Here is a 17,960-nt window from a genome sequence, read left to right as displayed (position 1 = left end):
TACAAAACAAGGTGGACGAAAAAATAATCATTTTCTAAAATGCGAAGTTTATAAAAAATATTTTCCTTATAACAATGCTTAAAAATATTCACGCCATGGTGGAAAACTTTGGCTTTAGCGTACAGAAACGTGCGCTACATATTCATTTTTCAAATGAACCATTAAACACCGAAGTTTTTATTCAGCGGATTGAGGGTCAGCACCGAATCAATCAAGGCATTCGCGCGGAAATTATTTGTCTATCCACCAATGCACATTTGGCTTTAAAGCAGTTTATAGGCGGCCGAGTGGCTGTCGATCAAGTGACAGATTTGGGACAACTCAGTCGCCTGACTGGGGTGATTACCGGGGCAAGCCAAGGTCAAAGTGATGGTGCATTGACCGTTTATAAGCTGGTGATTGAGGATGCCACAGCACTCTGGCATAAGCGTCGTAACAGCCGTGTCTTTATGAATAAATCGGTTGGGGAGATGACCGAGATTATTTTTAGTGAATGGCAGAAAAAAAGTGCGTTGTTTGCTGCCAGTTTAAGTCTGAACTTAGAGGGGTTGGCACGTACTTATGATGTGCGTCCATTCACCATGCAGGCGAATGAAAGTGATTATGCATTTTTAACTCGCCTTTGGCGCAGTGAAGGGATCAATTGGTTAATTGATGAAGCGGAGTTATTTGTCGCATTTTCGGCTGCACCGATGCAAGCACAGCAGCTGCGTTTAATTGATACCAATCAGGCTTATAGTGCTTTAGAGCGGAAAAAAATTCGCTTTCATCGGAGTCATGCCACGGAACGTTTAGACACGATCACCAGTTTTGTGGCAGAACGCTTTTTACAATCGACCACCATTCAAACGCAGCGTTGGCAAGCTCAACATTTGGCACAAGACCAAAGTAATCCGCTCTTAAGCGCCCATGCACAGAGTGAGCAACAGCACAATGAAACCTTAAGTTTAGAGCAGGCTTGGACCGTAAGTTCGGCTTGGACAACTGACCTTAAAGGTGCAGATCAGGCGACCACTTCAAATACACAGCAATTGGATCAGTTGAATCGGCAACTCAATCAATATCAGGAATTACAAGCCAAATATTTTACCGCCAGCAGTAGCGTAAGGGATGCACAAGTTGGGTATTGGTTTGAATTAGAAAATCATCCTGAAATCGATCAACATCAAACGACAGATCGTGAATTTCTCATATTGGGCAAAGCATTTTATAACCAAAATAATTTACCCAAAGATATTTTGGTTCAATTAGAAAAGTTACTTGCCGCGAGCCGTTGGCTATCTTTAGGGGATGAACGGCAGGCCAATGAGCTCTATGTGGTCCGTCGGCAAATTTCTGTGGTGCCTGAATATGATCCTTTATTACACCGGCCACCTGCGTTTCCACAGCGGGCTAAAGTGGTCGGTCCAGAAGGTGAAAGTATTTATGTCGATGCTTGGGGGCGTATCAAAGTTAGGTTTACGTTCACCCGCAGCGATGACCATAGTCATGATGGTGGAGCAGGGAGTAATGATAATGACAGTGACTCGGCTTGGGTCGATGTACTGACTCCATGGGCGGGTGAAGGTTATGGGGCACGTTTCCATCCTCGTATTGGCGAAATTGTGGTGATCGACTTTTTTGAGGGAGATGTGGATCGTCCCTTTGTAGTAGGACGTATACATGAGGCTGAGCGATCTCAGACCATGTTTGACCTCAAAGGTCAGCTTCCTGAAACCAAAAAACTCAGTGGTATCCGCTCGCAAGAAGTTGCAGGAGCAGGCTTTAACCAACTGCGCTTTGATGACACGACGGGGCAGATCAGTACCCAATTACAAAGTAGTCATGCGGCGACACAGCTGAATTTAGGTAATCTCAGCCATCCTAAAGAACAAGACAGTAGCCATGGCCGTGGTGAGGGGTTTGAGCTGCGCACGGATGCCTTTGGCGCTGTTCGAGCGGGTCGTGGCATGTTGATTAGTACTTATGCGCAGGAAAATGCCATTGCGGACCACTTGGAAGCGGCCAAAGCGCAGGCGTTGCTGAGTCAAGGTCAGGAAAGCATGAAAATGCTCAGCAGTATTGCCGTGAAGCAACAAACAGATGCGTTGAATGTTATAGGTCGTTTGCCAAAACTGATTCAGTCCTTAGAACTTAAAAGTACTTCAGAAGCCTTAATCACAACAGTCGGTTTATTTAAAAATGACTTGGCAGAAGATCCGCTGAATGCTTTAAAAAATTGCAAAGGTTTTATTCAAGATATCGGCGCGATTACTAAAGATGTGAAAGGCACGGTGAAGCAGTTCAAAGCCTATTTTGAAGATGCTGAGGAAGCTTTTGATAACTTGAAGGGCGTGATTGAAAAGCTTGAAGAACATGGTGCCGATCAGCTGAAGGATCGGGTCGCGCAAATTAAAAAACAGCTCAAAGATGATCCACTGAAATCGTTGAAAGAAATTGGCAAAATTGTTGAAGACATTAAGATCAATCCAGATGAAATGATCATTGGCGGTGGCTTTGGCAAGCCAGAAATTTTTACGCCAACAAAGGCCTTAGCGCATGTGAAAGGCTTTATGGAGAGCTATAGCCAAAATTTAGAAAGTTCTTCAGACCCAAAACAGCAGGAACAGGGCAAGCTGTTTAGGCAAGCTTTAATGTTATTGGCTTCACCCAACGGCATTGCAATGACCACACCTGAAGATATTGTCATGCAGGCATCGCAGGATATTGCTGAGAGTGCACAAGGTTCAGTGAATGTGAGTGCACAAAAAAATATTGTGCATCATGCGCAAGATAAAATAAGCCTATTTGCGGCGCAAAAAGGCCTAAGTGCTTATGCGGCTAAGGGCAAAGTAGAGTTGCAGGCACAGGATGATGCGATTGAGGCGATAGCCCGTAAAGTGATTAAGCTTATTTCCACTGAAGATAAAATTGAATTGACCAGTCCGAAAGAGATTGTGCTAACGGCAGGCGGTTCACAGTTAAAAATTAATGGCGATGGCATATTTTCTACAACAGGCGGTAAATTTGAGAGTAAGGCTGGGCAGCATTGTTTTGTGGGGGGAAGTAAAGTCAGTTATGAAGTGCCTCAGCTGCCGAATGCTTCGATTTATAGTAATAGATTAGATGTGTATGACTTATTTTGGCAGAGTGATTTTAGCCAGCTTAGTTTCAAAGCTTTTATACCTGAGACGAACGCAGTGATCAGCGGTGGGATTGATGAGCATGGTCGAACTGGAAAGATTTCAACGGCTGATCCTTCAAAGCTTCAAATCTTAGTAGGTATGGATGATGAATGGGGGTTAAGTATTGATGGTTATGATGTAGATGAACTCATTGATCAAAATAATAATTAAGGTATAAAAATATGTCTAATAAAGCTTTAGTAACAGTACAAATTCTAGATGCTCTTGGTAACCCAATACCTAAGATTCACTATCAAGTTAGAAATCAGAAAACAGATCAGCATGTTGTAAAAGGTATCACTAATTCAAAGGGCTGTTTTTATGAAATTCAGCGGGACAAAGGAACGGTTTTAGATGTATATGTGAAAAATCTATTTGATGATGGTATGAAAAAAGTCAAATCTTTTACTCTGTCAAAAGATCGAATGTTAGTTAAGGTAATTAGTCCAAAATTGCTTATAGATTTAAAAACTTTAGAAAATAATGGTAAACAAGGTGGTTATAAGCGCAAGACGCATATAGTTCAGAAAGGAGACACCTTAACTTCGATTGCACAAAAGTATCAGACTACAGTTAGGGCATTAGACGTTCTAAATAACCTTGAAAATAAAAATAAAATTAGCATAGGCCAAATTATTAAATTGCCAGTTAATACGCCAGCAACAGGCAATAAAAGCAGTCAGGATAAGAAACCGCAGCCGATTAAAAAGCAGCCAGAGAAGACCAAGTCTCAAAAATCAGCACCACCTAAACATGATGAAAAGAAAGCTAATCAATCATCAGAATCTAAGTTAGATGATTATAAAAATAAGGCATTGGAAAAGCTTAATGAATGGTATGAGGATGGGAAAAAAGCTTTAACTGAAGTTATTAAAATTGAAATGAAAGAGGACCGAAGTCAGGATGGAGGTACTCCCAAATCTGATACATCAAATTTATGCAAGTCATCGCCTCAATGTATTTCAAGTGGGCAAAGTGAATTAATACGAGAAATTAATATCCGTTTAGCTGGCTTTGGCGGTGCTTTACCTACTGATAAATTTACTCCTTTAACTGAAGCTTGTATCAAACAGTTTCAGAGGGATTATATGGGGGTTCCTGAAACGGGGAAAATTTGTGGAAGCTTATTATTGGCTTTAGATAAGTTCTATACAGAATATCCAGTTGCAGGATTTATGGCAAAAGCTTCATGTAAATGTGGGAAATGTTCTGGTTATGGTAATAATCGTAAAGGAGTTACTTCTGGTAGTAATGTTGCTAATGAATATCCAGGAATACATAGATCTCTAATTTGGATATTAAAATCTTTAAACTTTTATTTAAAAAATGAATTTAAATCAAGTGGATTAGAAGTGGCATACATCGAATCAGGATATAGATGTATTGAAAATAATAAGCAGCATAAAAGAACGAGTGTCAACCATATGGGGCTAGCACTAGATATACATATAAAGAAGGACGGAGTAAGAACCAAAGAATTATTAGATATGGAATTCATTAGAAAAAATATAATGGAAATTAAGATGGGAGCTTCAGAGCAAAGACAAACTGATAAAATATATCTTGAACCTAAAGTTTTTAATAACGGCGGTTCTGGAGCAACAACTTGGGTGCACTATGATGTTACGAGGTTCTCTCAGCCATATTTTAATGACCTTTTTTTCAAAAAGAGTGTCGCAGAATTGAATGGTGGTCCATTAGTTGAATTAGTAAAAAAAATAAATTTAGTATCGATTTTAAGTTGTTCAGGTGTATTAACTGCGACAAGTAATAATTTAAAAACTTCTGATAAAACAATTGATGAATTGGTTGTGGAGTTGGGAAATGCAATTGCTAGTGGTGAAGGAAGTTATGAGGCTTGGAATGCAGGAGCACCTGAAGGGAAAAGAGTCAAATATGGGAAAATGAATGATTTACCAGGCACAATTACAGGAAAAACAATTAATCAATTGTTACTAGCTTCAAAAAACTATAGTTGGCAAGACAATAGGCGAAGATTTGCAACCGGAAAATATCAAACAATTCCATCAACATTAGACGCTGCAAGAAAGAGAATGAATCTCACTGGTGATGAACTTTACGATGCGAATATGCAGGAAAGAGTTTTTAAGGAACATTTATTAAGAGGACGAACTGAAATTTACAATCTTATACACAGTGGTAGCTCAACAGTTGAAAAAGCTATGATAGATGCCTCTAGAGAATGGGCTTCAATAGCTTTACCTAAAGGTAGTAAGAATAAATTTGGCGTTATTTCTGATGGTTCGGTAGGCTATCACCAATCTGGTACAAATAGAGCTAATTCACATTCAACAGCTAAGGTAAAAGAAATTTTTGAAAAAATTAAAGCATATCATTCATCAAAATAGGTTTTAAAAATGAAATTAACCAAATTGTTCCTTTTCTTAATTTTTGGATTATTAAATTCTAGTTGTTCTTATTCGAGAGAGGAATCATCATTTATTAAAGATAGTCTAAAATCTGAGAATGTTAGTTCATGTAATGTAGAAAAAATTAAAGTAAATTTTTGTACTAATGAAAAAATAAAAATTTATAATCAAAAATTAGCTAGCACAGCTAATTTTTCAAATGACAAAATACTTATAATATTAAATGAAGATAGATATACCGGTAAAGGTGACAGTAGAAATGTAAAAGCAATTGTTGTCATAGATTCATCAAAAGGAAAAATATACCCTTTGCAACAAATAGTTGGTAATTTTGTGGATTCTAGGTTGGAAGTTTTAAGTAATGAAAATCCTGAAATTAAGTTCTCTAAATCCTCAAATGAAATTTGTATTTCTGGAACTACTTATGCTAGTGATGATAATAATATAAATGTTGAAAATGAATGTTATATATTTGAAAATGATAGTTTTAAAAAAATAAAAAAAGATCCTGAAATTATAGGTAGTGAAAAAAATATAGTATCAAAAAAATATGATTCTGATGTGCATTTGAAATGTATTTCAAAAAAGACAAAAGAGTGCTCTGGTCTAAATTTAATAGAAACAAAAGAACTGTTTAAAAAGTATGACTTCGTAAACCTATCGGATGGACCAAGTATGGTTCTAGATAGAGGTCGATTTCAATTAATAATTTCACCTTTTGAAGATGAAAGTGGACCAAATTTAAGAGTTATGCAAGTTAAAAATAATAAGTTAGTTGATGAAAAATTTATATATTTAAACAATAGAGTAGAAATAGATAATAATTCAATAATGACGTATTATCAAAATTCTAAAAAAATCATATATCAGTTTAAGTAGTTATTATATAAAAGCCGACTTTCGTCGGCTTCATTTAATCACCCTTCCAGCACTTCTTCCAATAACCCCTCACTCGGCGCAAAGTAATACGCGCCATCCATAGGCGTGACAAAGTGAAGTAAACGGTCGTGAATACCATCGCCGCTGGTGCCAAACATACGTCTTAACATACAGCTGATAATTTTTAAAATCATTTGTCAGTTAGTGATGTAGATACAAGTAATCTAGTAGATGTTGGAGAGGTTATTGGAAAGTCGGGTGCTACAGGTAATGCTAATAAGATGACAACTATAGCAAATGGCGCCCATTTACATTTTGAAGCAAGGAGTGCTCCTTTATTAGGTATTGGTTTAACCGGGAGAATTGATCCAATACCTTTTATTAATGCAAATTTACCTTATTAGTTCGACTAACCCCTAAAAGGCATAATATGAAATATATAAAAACAATTTCCTTATTTTTAATTATTAATTCTTTTTTTGGATGTGGATATGCAAAAATAAATAATAGTTGGAATGATCCAACTCAAGAAGCTATACAAATAAAATCACCTATCGATTTTATAGATAAATATGGAACATATAGTATAGTTTCTACTAATAAAAAAATAAGATTAACTGATTTTGGTGATGTTTATAAAAATAAAAATGGGAGAAAGTACACATTGAAAAAATTTGGAGTACAAATTTTTAATCAAAATAAAGTCTTCGATGTTTATAAGTCAACAGTTCCATTAAAATCTAATGTTGATATAAATATCTTATATCGTGATAAAAATATTGTGGCATTTCGTGTTCGAGAGGATTTTAATATTGATTATGTAAAAACGCCTTTTAGAAGCTTTATTGTTAATACTTTCGTTTATAATTTTAATAGCAACAATTTCTTAACAGTTCCTGTTTTAGCTTCAGAAGATAACAATGCTAATGGTAAAGGGGTGGATTTGTTGCAAGGAGATCAATTTACGTTCAATTCTAAAAAAGGAATTTTTACATATTTAGCAAATATAAAATATGCACAAGGTGGTAAATCGAGTGTCTTTAAAGTTGATTTAAGTAATACGTTAAAATGTGTTTCAGCTACGCAGGGGTGTGAAAATATTGGTCTTTCCACTGCAGAATTAAGTACTATGAATAAATAAATTTTGTTGCAAAGAGTAGGAAAATCTACTCTTTGCATTTTCAAAATTTACCCTTCTAAAATTTCTTCCAGCAACTCTTCACTCGGCGCAAAGTAATACGCTCCGTCCATTGGCGTTACAAAATGTAGTAAGCGGTCGTGAATACCGTCACCGCTCGTACCGAACATGCGAACCAGCATGCTGTCGATAATGCTTAAATCATTGGTATATGCCACAAAGAACAAGCCTTGATCGCCACGGCCATCGCCATAAGGCAATGAATGACGCAAAATTGCGAGTTCTTCACCTTCATCATCTTCAACAACTGTACGTGATACATGTGAGTTTTCAGGTTGTTCGTTTTCATCTAACTCAATCGATTCAAGTTTGGTGCGCCCAATGACATGTTCCTGAGCATCTACCTTTAACTTTTTCCATTTATCTAAGTTATGTGCATAACGCTGTGCAAAGACAAAAGAACCATCAGCAAAAATACCCGCATCTTCTGCTAATAATGCTGTTTCAGCACGGTCATCTGGAAATTGAGGGTTTTCAGTACCATCAATAAAGCCAGTTAAGTCACGGCCATCGAAATTACGGAAGCAAACACGCTCATCTAAAACCTCAACTTTATCTTGAATGCCATCAAAGAAAGCTTGGCTTAAAGCAAAGCAAATATCTGTACGCTGTGCCGCAATGTGAATCAGCACATCTGCTGGCACTACAGGCATGTTAAATGAACCTTGAATTGGATCAAGTTGTTTAAAGCCTGCCGGAGCTTGACTGTAAAGTTGCGCCCAAAGTTCTGGTCCAAAAGCCACAGCCGTTTTAATCTGTGCATTAGGATGTTGGGTAATCAGACGATCACGAGTATTAAATAAGTCTTCAAGTTGTTCTTTTAATTCGCTAATCGTTAACTCTTTTAAACGTAAAACAATAAAACGAGCATGATCTGAGGGTAATGGCAAAATTACAGATTGAGCAGACATTCATGGCTCCTAAAAATTATAATTTCTGAGTGGCTGTGTATATTGTGCCTTAAGCAGCGCTGAGAGTGTAGCCTTCATTTGGCCTTTTAGCGTGCATTATTGTCATGAAAATAGAGTAAATGTCATATAATACAGACCCATTTCAAACTTGAGCTAATGATGTCCTATCAAATCTGGATTGCATACATGTTGGCATGTTGGGTAATTAGTGTTTCCCCAGGTGCAGGTGCAATTGCGTCTATGTCGAGTGGTTTGAATTATGGGTTTAAGCATGGGTATTGGAATGCAATCGGCCTGCAATTGGCACTTTTGGTTCAGATCGCCATTGTTGCAGCTGGGGCAGGGGTCTTATTTGCGACGACACCATGGGCTTTTCTGATCGTGAAATGGTTTGGTGTGGGCTATTTATTATATTTGGCTTATTTACAGTGGACAGCGCCAATAGAGTCTATTGAAATTCAACAAGATTTGCCCAATAAATCACCGTCAAAATTAGTTTTACATGGCTTTTTGGTCAATATGAGCAACCCTAAAGCGATTGTATTTTTGTTGGCAGTTTTGCCGCAGTTTTTAGATTTATCTAAACCCCAATGGATTCAATATGTCATCATGGCTGCAACGATGATTAGCATCGATCTGATTGTCATGGCGGGGTATACCGGTCTCGCTGCAAAAGTGCTGCGGTTATTAAAATCACCCAAACAACAAAAATATTTGAATCGAACCTTTGCGGTATTATTTGCTTGTGCTGCGAGTTTATTGAGTTTGGTGCATCAATAAATCCAGTTAGATGATTCTGAGCATCGTATTTGACGTGCAAAAAAAAGCCATGCAACTGCATGGCTTTTTTATTTTGATATGTCGCGAATTGAGCAAAGAACGTTGGTGCTTAAGCGACTTTCTTAAATTTTTGCATAATAAAAATCAGGGCAAAGAGCAGCGCCATGGTTAATACAATAGTCAGTCCTGTAGAGGTGTTTAAACCAGCACTTGACCATAACCCCACGGTCACACCGACTTGTGCAATGATGAAAGACCACAGCACCATTTGTTTCGGGGAATTTGCCAATAAACGAGCGGTTAATGCAGGAATCACTAACAATGCACCCATCAGCAATGAGCCGACAGCACGTAAAGCCAATACGGTAAATAATGCCAGTAATAACATAAAAATCAGACGTTGCCATTTAGCGCTGACACCTTCACTGACCGCAATATCGGGGTCAATGGCAATCTGAATCTGCGATTGCCAACTTTTATACAGCACGGTCAGTGCCACAATGATCACCATTGCAAAGACAGGCAAATCTGACCAAGAAATGGTGAGTAAATCACCAAATAAATAGCTGAGTAACTCAGGTCTTAAGCTTGGCAAATGTTGTATGAAGAGTAAGCCTGAGCACAGGAGTGTTGCAGAACATAGCGCAAGCAAAGCGTCATTGGGTAAGCGAGGGTCGTGTAACACCCATAAGATTGCAACCAATAAGAGCGCAATCAATGTAACGCCTGTCCAAAGCGGTAGACTCATTGCACCGGCAATGGCGACACCGAGTAAAGTGCCATGTGCCATGGTGTCCGCAAAAAATGACATGCGACGCCATAGCATTAAACAGCCGAGGGGTGCAGTCAGGAACACCAGCAAAGTGCCCATGATCCATGCTGGCAAAAGGAGTTGTAGCCATTCCATCATGGATTATGCTTCCGGTTCAGGGTGAATATGAGGACGAGAGTCATGCTGGCAAGGCGTTGCACTATCGCCATGTGCACAGTGATCATGATGGTGTTGATAGAACACACGATTTGTTCCAAAGATCGCTTGATATTCAGGATGTTGCTGGACATTTTCAGGCAAGCCACTACAACAAATATGCTTGTTCAGGCAAACCACACGGTGCGTGCCTTGCATGACCCATTGTAAATCATGAGAAACCATCAAAACTGCACAGCCATATTTTTCTGGCAAGCTACGCACGTAGTCATACAGTTCCGCTTCAGACTGGATATCCAGACCTTGCATAGGTTCATCCAGAACCAATACATTCGGTTGACGCAATAATGCCCGTGCAATCAATACACGTTGACGTTCGCCGCCCGATAGTTGCTGAACTTTAGATTGTTGTAACTTGGCAATGCCTGTATCACGAATAATTTCTTGCTTAATGCTGGCATCACATTTTTCTAATGCCAATAAATCACACACACGTAGCGGTAAGCTGTGTGATGGATTAAATTTTTGTGGCACATATGAGAATTTTAATTTTTGTATGCTGATCACTTTACCAGATACAGGTTTTACAATACCCAATAACACTTTGATGAGCGTGGATTTGCCTGCACCGTTAGGACCAATCAAGGTGACAATTTCTTTTTCGTGTAAGGCGAAATCTACATTTTTTAAAATGTCACGTTCATCGATTCGGACATGAACATGCTCTAAAGCCACAATGGGCTTCATATTTAGTGTTTGCTGCGGCACTGCTGACAGATCCCTGAAATTTCAATAATACTGTGATGTGCAGTAAAGCCATCGGATGCAGACAATTCATCGAGTTGCGCCATCAAGCCTTGAGCAGATGCTTCTTTGACTATTTTACAATCGGTGCAAATCAGAAATGCTGCTTGATGTCCTTCGCGCGGATGGCAACATGGGATGTACGCATTAATCGAAGTCAGACGGTGAATCAAACCTTTTTCAAGCAGAAAATCCAACGTACGGTACACCGTCGGCGGCGCTGCAGGTCGGTCAGACTCACTTTTGATTTTAGCCAAAAGGTCATAAGCGCCCATTGGCCCCGTTGCATTTAAGATCAGTTCCAATACTTCTTTACGCAAGGGCGTAAGTCGAGCACCCGTCGCACTACAGAGACTCTCAGCTTCAGCCAGGCGCTGTTCGACATTATGATGATCGTGTACACCATGCAAAGCATTATGATGTTCGTGTGAACATGCGCTCATAGCCAACCTCGAGTACGAAACTGTATAAAGAAAAAGACTTTAAATCTTAACATGAAGCGTAAGGACTTACGAACAGACGTAGGTTTTTTTACGATTTTGTTATATTATAACACTATTCATTTTATGGTGCTCTCTCCCCATGTCCCGTGTAATTCTTTTTTGTAGTTTGGCTTTATTCAGTGTGATGAGCTGGGCGCAAGGTCTCGTTGTTTCTACACAACCGATTTATCTAATCGCAAAGGATGTACTCAAGGGTGTAGAGCAACCGAAATTACTGCTTGACCATCAATCTGGACATGATGTGAGCTTGACGCCTGCACACCGTAAAACCGTGCAAGATGCCAATCTCGTTTTATGGTTAGGTCACGCGCACGAAGCACCATTGGCAAAAATGTTGGGTGAAAGTGGCAAAAGTATCGCTATTTTAGACTCAGGCATTATCAGTGCGTTGCCTTTGCGGGATGTTCGTGGCAATGCATTAAAAGGCACAATCGATACCCATGTCTGGCTTGAACCAAACAATGCGGTTCGAATCGGCTTTTTTATTGCTGCTTTACGTTCACAACAGTTTCCAGAACATCGTGAAAAATATTGGGCCAATGCACGTGCATTTGCGCAGAAACTCTTGGTTACTGCACAAAAAACCGATGTGTCGAGCCGTGCTCAACCTTACTGGTCTTACCACGATGCCTATCAATATCTTGAGCGCTCACTGAATTTGAAATTTACCGGTGCGTTGACAGATGATCCACATGTCGCACCGACATTGGCACAAATCAAGTACCTGAAAGACCATCGCGCGCAGCCCAAAGTATGCTTACTTGCAGAAGCACATGCCAGTCAAAATCAGTATCAAAAGCTCGGTGGTATCGTCTTTCAGCCAGTTGACGAAACGATGAGTGGGGCAGGGGATTTTGTAACAGCATGGAAGATGTTGGCTGATGAAACCCTGAAATGCACACTAAATGCACGAAAGTAAAGTAAAAAATAAACAACTATTGATTAGTTTGAAAGCAGTTTGCCAATTTAAAAAAACACGACTAAGGTCGGGAAAAGATTGCAAGTTAAGGGGTGTAACTCTATAATGCCTGCGATTAAAAATAATCATCAGTTAAACTTGTCAAGCAGAATTGCTGTGAGTGAACAAAAATGAGTCGAACTAGTCGCATGATTGATCGACGATTAGCGAAAGCTTTAGTCATCTTACAAGCAGTAATGATTCCTGTTTCAGCCCTGATTGGTTGGGTCCTTAAAGACACAATCACAGCATATAGTGCAGCTTTGGGTGCGTTGGTATGTTGGCTAGCAAGTAGCTACTTTTCATGGCAGTCGTTTCGTGCGGCTGGTGCCCGTGCCTCTAAACAGGTGCTGTCAAACATGTATCGTGGCTTAATGGGCAAGTTTGCAATCGTGATTGTTGGATTCATTTTGATTTTGATCAATGTCAAGCCGTTGTCAGCGGTGGCATTGTTTTGTGGTTTTATGCTCGTACAAAGTATGTCGTGGGTCGCTCCTTTTTGGGCAACACGCTTAAAAAAACGAGTGTAAACACAACAAAAAATTGAAAAGTTTTTTGGAGAGTAACGAGATATCAGGCAGCACGCGATATTCGTTTTCTCTATTAGTTTTGACATTGACCAGGTGTGATTTATGGCTGCTGAAGAACATGCCCTTACTTCGACCGAGTACATTCAGCATCACTTGACTAACTTGACCTATGGCAAAATGCCAGATGGTACTTGGAAGTTAGCTGAGACTGCTAAAGAAGCTCAAGAGATGGGGTTCACTGCTATTCACTTGGATTCAATGGGTTGGTCTATTGGCCTTGGTATTGTTTTCTGTTTGTTGTTCTGGGTTGTAGCGAAAGCTGCAAACTCTGGTGTTCCGACCAAGTTCCAGTCTGCAATCGAAATGATTATCGAGTTCGTTGACTCAAGTGTCCGTGACACTTTCCATGGCAAATCGCGCTTAATCGCGCCGTTAGCGTTGACCATCTTCGTGTGGATTTTCCTCATGAACTTGATGGACTTGATCCCTGTTGACTGGATTCCTTATACAGCTCAATTGATCGGTGCTAACGTGTTTGGTATGGATCCTCACCACGTTTACTTCAAAATCGTTCCATCTACTGATCCTAACATTACCTTGGGTATGGCATTGTCAGTATTTGCGTTAACTATTTTCTATAGTATCCGTGAGAAAGGTCTTGTCGGATTCGGTGCAGAATTTGCACTTAACCCATTTAACCCAAGTAACCCAGTTTTAAAAGCATTACTTATTCCAGTAAACATTATTCTTGAATTAGTAACTTTTATTGCACGTCCAATCTCATTGGCTCTTCGACTGTTCGGTAACATGTATGCGGGTGAGTTGATCTTCATCTTGATCGCATTACTACCGTTCTGGATCCAGTGGGCGTTGTCTGTGCCTTGGGCGATCTTCCATATTCTTGTTATTACGTTACAAGCATTCATTTTCATGATGTTGACTATCGTATATATGAGTATGGCTAGCGAAAAGCATTAATGGTATTGCTCAACTGTCAAAGGGTGGTTGGGCACACAATTTTTTAACTTAATTTGGTATAAACCTAACCTCTGAGGAATTATCATGGAACTCACTTTAGGTCTAGTTGCAATTGCATCTGCTATCTTGATCGCTTTTGGTGCTTTAGGTACTGCGATTGGTTTTGGTCTTCTAGGCGGCCGTTTCTTAGAAGCTGTTGCTCGTCAACCAGAATTGGCTCCACAACTTCAAACTCGTATGTTCTTAATCGCAGGTCTTCTTGATGCTGTGCCTATGATCGGTGTTGGTATTGGCTTGTTCTTCATCTTCGCTAATCCATTTGTAGGTTAATCAGCTTAATTCCTAAATTAAACTATTGAGGAATAGCAATGAATATCAACCTCACATTGATTGGCCAAGCGATTGCATTTGCGATTTTTGTCGCATTCTGCATGAAGTTTGTATGGCCACCACTAATCAATGCGATTAGTGAGCGTCAGCGTAAAATCGCTGATGGCTTAAACGCTGCTGAAAAAGCAAAAGCTGACCTTGCGGATGCGCAAGCACAAGTGAAAGCTGAATTAGACGCGGCTAAAGCACAAGCGGCTCAATTGATCGAACAAGCGAACCGTCGTGGTGCGCAATTGGTAGAAGAAGCGCGTACTCAAGCTGCGGCTGAAGGTGAGCGTATTCGTCAACAAGCTAAAGAAGCTGTTGATACTGAAATCAATGCTGCTCGCGAAGAATTACGTCAACAAGTTGCTGCTCTTGCAGTTACTGGCGCAGAAAAAATTCTGAACCAGCAAGTTGACGCAGAAGCTCACAATGCCATGCTGACTCAGCTGGCTGCTAAACTTTAAGAGAGGCGGATTATGGCTGAACTCTTGACGTTGGCACGCCCATACGCTAAAGCAGCATTTGCTTACGCTTCTGAGCAAAATGCAACTGACGCTTGGTCAAATGCATTGAATTTGCTCAGTGCTGCGGTGCAAGACGAAGCATTTTCAGCTTATCTAAATCGCCCTGAGCTTACTCCTGCTGAGCAGGTAAGTGTTTTCGCAAAAGTTTTAGGTGAAGACCAGACTGCAGCAGTGTCAAACTTTTTGACATTGCTTGCCGATAATGACCGTCTGGCACTTCTTCCTGAAATTTCAGAAGAATACGAACAGCTCAAATCACAGAATAACAATACTGTGGATGTAGTGATTGAATCTGCATTCCCATTGACTTCTGTACAAGAACAATTACTTGCGCATGCATTAGAGAAAAAATTCGAAGCTGCCGTAAATGTTTCTGTAGAAGTTAACCCAGCGTTAATCGCGGGTGTAGTTATTCGTGCAGGCGACCAAGTGATAGATGATTCTGCGCTTAACAAGCTTGAAAAAATGCGGACTCGTCTTCTTGCTTAACAGCTCGAAGACTGAACTTTAAAAAGATTGAGGTATAGCGCAATGCAACAACTGAATCCATCCGAGATCAGTGCGCTCATTAAACAGCGTATCGGCGATCTGGACACCAGCGCGACCGCTAAGAACGAAGGGACCATTGTTATGGTTTCCGACGGTATTGTGCGCATTCACGGCCTTGCTGATGCAATGTACGGTGAAATGATCGAATTCGACGGCGGCTTATTTGGTATGGCACTGAACCTAGAACAGGATTCAGTGGGTGCCGTTGTCTTAGGTAACTACTTAAGCCTTCAAGAAGGTCAAAAAGCTCGTTGCACAGGTCGTGTATTAGAAGTTCCGGTTGGTCCAGAACTTTTAGGCCGTGTAGTAGATGCTCTTGGTAACCCAATTGATGGTAAAGGCCCTATTGACGCAAAACTTACTGATGCTGTTGAAAAAGTAGCACCAGGCGTAATTTGGCGTCAATCAGTGGATCAACCTGTACAAACTGGTTATAAATCAGTAGATACAATGATCCCTGTTGGTCGTGGTCAACGTGAGTTGATCATCGGTGACCGTCAAACTGGTAAAACAGCTATGGCGATCGATGCGATCATCGCTCAGAAAAACTCTGGCATTAAATGTGTATACGTAGCAATTGGTCAAAAACAATCGACTATCGCTAACGTTGTGCGCAAGCTAGAAGAAACTGGCGCTATGGCGTACACAACTGTTGTAGCAGCTGCTGCAGCTGATCCTGCAGCGATGCAGTATCTTGCTCCGTATGCTGGTTGTACAATGGGTGAGTACTTCCGTGACCGCGGTGAAGACGCGCTTATCATTTATGATGACTTGTCTAAACAAGCTGTTGCTTACCGTCAAATTTCATTGCTTCTACGTCGTCCACCAGGTCGTGAAGCATATCCTGGTGACGTATTCTATCTACACTCACGTTTACTTGAACGTGCTTCACGTGTATCTGCTGACTACGTTGAGAAATTCACTAACGGTGAAGTTAAAGGCCAAACTGGTTCATTAACTGCATTACCGATTATTGAAACTCAAGCCGGTGACGTATCTGCATTCGTACCTACTAACGTAATTTCGATTACTGACGGTCAGATCTTCTTAGAAACATCATTATTCAACGCAGGTATTCGTCCTGCTGTGAACGCGGGTATCTCTGTATCACGTGTTGGTGGTTCTGCTCAAACTAAGATCATCAAAAAATTGTCAGGTGGTATCCGTACCGCTCTTGCGCAATACCGTGAATTAGCTGCGTTTGCTCAGTTCGCTTCTGACCTTGACGAAGCAACTCGTAAACAGCTTGAACATGGTCAACGTGTAACTGAGCTTATGAAGCAAAAACAATATGCTCCATACTCAATTGCTGACCAAGCTGTTTCAATTTATGCATCTAACGAAGGCTACATGGCTGACGTAGAAGTGAAGAAAATCGTTGCATTTGATGCTGCGTTGATCTCTTACTTCCGTTCAGAAAATGCTGCGTTAATGCAAAAAATTGACGAGACTGGTGCTTACGATAAAGAAATCGAAGCAGCAATCAAAGCAGGTATTGAAAGCTTTAAAGCGACTCAAACTTACTAAGATTCAACTGTGTTGAATCTGGTTTTGGTTTGGTTCACGGATCAACCTTCGGAAGCTCGAAAGGGCTTTCGAATACTAGGTTAAGCGTATGGCAAATTTAAAAGAAATTCGCGCCAAAGTAGCTAGTATCAAAAGCACGCAGAAAATTACTCGCGCGATGCAGATGGTAGCAGCTTCTAAGATGCGTCGTGCGCAAGAGCGCATGGCTCAAGGCCGTCCGTATGCCGAAAATATGCACCGTGTAATTGCTCATTTGGTACAAGCGAACCCTGAATACAAACACCGTTATATGGTTGAACGTCCTGTAAAGCGCGTTGGCTATATCATTGTTTCTTCAGATCGTGGCCTTGCTGGTGGTTTGAACATTAACTTGTTCAAAAAAGTGGTAAAACACGTACAACAGCAACAAGAGCAGTCAATTGAAGTTCAATTTGCTTTAATTGGTCAAAAAGCGGTTTCGTTTTTTAAAAACTACGGCGGTAAAGTTCTTGGTGCAACTACAAACGTAGGTGATGCTCCGAGTCTTGAACAGTTAACTGGTTCTGTACAGGTGATGTTAGACGCGTTTGATAAAGGCGAGTTAGATCGTATTTATCTAGTGTCAAACGGCTTTGTCAACGCCATGACTCAAAACCAAAAAATCGAACAGCTTGTTCCTTTAGCAGCTGCTGAGGAAAGCGAAGGTCTAAACCGTCAATACGGTTGGGACTATATCTATGAACCAGAAGCTGAAGAGCTTTTAAATGGTTTATTGGTTCGTTACATTGAGTCTATGGTTTATCAAGGTGTGATTGAAAACATCGCATGTGAACAGTCTGCTCGTATGGTTGCAATGAAAGCTGCAACTGATAACGCGGGTGAATTGATCAAGAGCCTACAACTTATTTATAACAAGCTGCGTCAAGCCGCGATTACTCAGGAAATCTCTGAGATCGTTGGTGGTGCCGCTGCCGTTTAACATT

17 protein-coding genes and 2 pseudogenes are annotated in these 17,960 nt (G+C 40.3%); 14 read left to right on the top strand and 5 right to left on the bottom strand.

The window, feature by feature from the left end; genetic code table 11:
• Positions 1–74: 74 nt before the first annotated feature.
• From FTU34_RS06390 to FTU34_RS06380, 3 genes are read left to right on the top strand one after another with little or no spacing between them, the layout of a single operon-like run.
• The gene (locus FTU34_RS06390) at positions 75–3,335 is read left to right on the top strand and encodes a type VI secretion system Vgr family protein (RefSeq protein WP_180035135.1); all 3,261 of its coding nucleotides are present in this window, start codon (positions 75–77) and stop codon (positions 3,333–3,335) included.
• Positions 3,336–3,346: 11 nt separating this feature from the next.
• Positions 3,347–5,533: a LysM peptidoglycan-binding domain-containing protein gene (locus tag FTU34_RS06385; protein ID WP_120364777.1), complete on the top strand. Its 2,187-nt coding sequence runs from the start codon at positions 3,347–3,349 to the stop codon at positions 5,531–5,533.
• 9 nt (positions 5,534–5,542) lie between these two features.
• Positions 5,543–6,433, top strand: a complete 891-nt coding sequence (locus tag FTU34_RS06380) for a hypothetical protein (protein WP_180022175.1) — start codon at positions 5,543–5,545, stop codon at positions 6,431–6,433.
• 38 nt (positions 6,434–6,471) lie between these two features.
• Here FTU34_RS06380 and FTU34_RS06375 read toward each other — a convergent pair.
• Positions 6,472–6,621: pseudogene (locus FTU34_RS06375) on the bottom strand (peroxidase); the annotation flags it as partial.
• Between the two features lie 3 nt (positions 6,622–6,624).
• Between FTU34_RS06375 and FTU34_RS17865 the strand changes: the two are divergent.
• Both FTU34_RS17865 and FTU34_RS06370 read left to right on the top strand, forming a co-directional pair.
• Positions 6,625–6,837, top strand: a pseudogene (locus FTU34_RS17865) (transglycosylase); the annotation flags it as partial.
• Positions 6,838–6,863: 26 nt separating this feature from the next.
• Entirely contained in the window at positions 6,864–7,574 is a 711-nt protein-coding gene (locus FTU34_RS06370; RefSeq protein WP_180035136.1) for a hypothetical protein, read from the top strand.
• Positions 7,575–7,621: 47 nt separating this feature from the next.
• Here FTU34_RS06370 and FTU34_RS06365 read toward each other — a convergent pair whose 3' ends face one another.
• Positions 7,622–8,542 carry a Dyp-type peroxidase gene (locus FTU34_RS06365; protein ID WP_180022173.1) on the bottom strand — a complete coding sequence of 307 codons (921 nt, stop codon included), beginning with the start codon at positions 8,540–8,542 and terminating at the stop codon, positions 7,622–7,624.
• A 159-nt stretch (positions 8,543–8,701) separates the two neighbouring features.
• Here FTU34_RS06365 and FTU34_RS06360 point away from each other — a divergent pair, with 159 nt between their 5' ends.
• On the top strand, positions 8,702–9,322 hold the full coding sequence (locus FTU34_RS06360) for a LysE family transporter (RefSeq protein WP_180035137.1): 621 nt from the start codon (positions 8,702–8,704) through the stop codon (positions 9,320–9,322).
• Between the two features lie 109 nt (positions 9,323–9,431).
• Here FTU34_RS06360 and znuB read toward each other — a convergent pair whose 3' ends face one another.
• Genes znuB through FTU34_RS06345 form a run of 3 tightly spaced genes read right to left on the bottom strand, consistent with a single transcriptional unit; the run spans position 9,432 to position 11,497 of the window.
• The gene (gene znuB, locus FTU34_RS06355) at positions 9,432–10,232 is read right to left on the bottom strand and encodes a zinc ABC transporter permease subunit ZnuB (RefSeq protein ID WP_180009577.1); all 801 of its coding nucleotides are present in this window, start codon (positions 10,230–10,232) and stop codon (positions 9,432–9,434) included.
• Between the two features lie 3 nt (positions 10,233–10,235).
• On the bottom strand, positions 10,236–10,997 hold the full coding sequence (gene znuC / locus FTU34_RS06350) for a zinc ABC transporter ATP-binding protein ZnuC (RefSeq protein ID WP_373683469.1): 762 nt from the start codon (positions 10,995–10,997) through the stop codon (positions 10,236–10,238).
• 2 nt (positions 10,998–10,999) lie between these two features.
• The gene (locus tag FTU34_RS06345) at positions 11,000–11,497 is read right to left on the bottom strand and encodes a transcriptional repressor (RefSeq protein WP_078191481.1); all 498 of its coding nucleotides are present in this window, start codon (positions 11,495–11,497) and stop codon (positions 11,000–11,002) included.
• A 139-nt stretch (positions 11,498–11,636) separates the two neighbouring features.
• Here FTU34_RS06345 and FTU34_RS06340 point away from each other — a divergent pair, with 139 nt between their 5' ends.
• The 8 genes from FTU34_RS06340 to atpG all read left to right on the top strand — a co-directional run bounded on the left by FTU34_RS06340 (position 11,637) and on the right by atpG (position 17,956).
• The gene (locus FTU34_RS06340; RefSeq protein ID WP_180035138.1) at positions 11,637–12,476 is read left to right on the top strand and encodes a metal ABC transporter solute-binding protein, Zn/Mn family; all 840 of its coding nucleotides are present in this window, start codon (positions 11,637–11,639) and stop codon (positions 12,474–12,476) included.
• Positions 12,477–12,646: 170 nt separating this feature from the next.
• A complete protein-coding gene (locus FTU34_RS06335; protein WP_078194025.1) occupies positions 12,647–13,045 on the top strand; it encodes an ATP synthase subunit I in 399 nt (132 codons plus the stop codon).
• 102 nt (positions 13,046–13,147) lie between these two features.
• A complete protein-coding gene (gene atpB / locus FTU34_RS06330; RefSeq protein WP_078191478.1) occupies positions 13,148–14,023 on the top strand; it encodes a F0F1 ATP synthase subunit A in 876 nt (291 codons plus the stop codon).
• Positions 14,024–14,107: 84 nt separating this feature from the next.
• Entirely contained in the window at positions 14,108–14,353 is a 246-nt protein-coding gene (atpE, locus tag FTU34_RS06325) for a F0F1 ATP synthase subunit C (RefSeq protein WP_000424060.1), read from the top strand.
• 38 nt (positions 14,354–14,391) lie between these two features.
• Complete coding sequence (locus FTU34_RS06320) at positions 14,392–14,862, top strand: F0F1 ATP synthase subunit B (RefSeq protein WP_078191477.1); 471 nt, start codon at positions 14,392–14,394, stop codon at positions 14,860–14,862.
• A gap of 12 nt (positions 14,863–14,874) precedes the next feature.
• Positions 14,875–15,411 carry a F0F1 ATP synthase subunit delta gene (locus FTU34_RS06315; RefSeq protein ID WP_078191476.1) on the top strand — a complete coding sequence of 179 codons (537 nt, stop codon included), beginning with the start codon at positions 14,875–14,877 and terminating at the stop codon, positions 15,409–15,411.
• A gap of 42 nt (positions 15,412–15,453) precedes the next feature.
• Complete coding sequence (gene atpA / locus FTU34_RS06310; RefSeq protein WP_078191475.1) at positions 15,454–16,998, top strand: F0F1 ATP synthase subunit alpha; 1,545 nt, start codon at positions 15,454–15,456, stop codon at positions 16,996–16,998.
• An 88-nt stretch (positions 16,999–17,086) separates the two neighbouring features.
• Positions 17,087–17,956, top strand: a complete 870-nt coding sequence (gene atpG / locus FTU34_RS06305) for a F0F1 ATP synthase subunit gamma (protein WP_078191474.1) — start codon at positions 17,087–17,089, stop codon at positions 17,954–17,956.
• Positions 17,957–17,960: the final 4 nt, after the last annotated feature.

The sequence above is a fragment of the Acinetobacter sp. YH12094 genome, assembly GCF_013419295.1.
Lineage (GTDB): Bacteria > Pseudomonadota > Gammaproteobacteria > Pseudomonadales > Moraxellaceae > Acinetobacter > Acinetobacter amyesii.
This window is presented reverse-complemented; position numbering and strand designations above follow the sequence as displayed.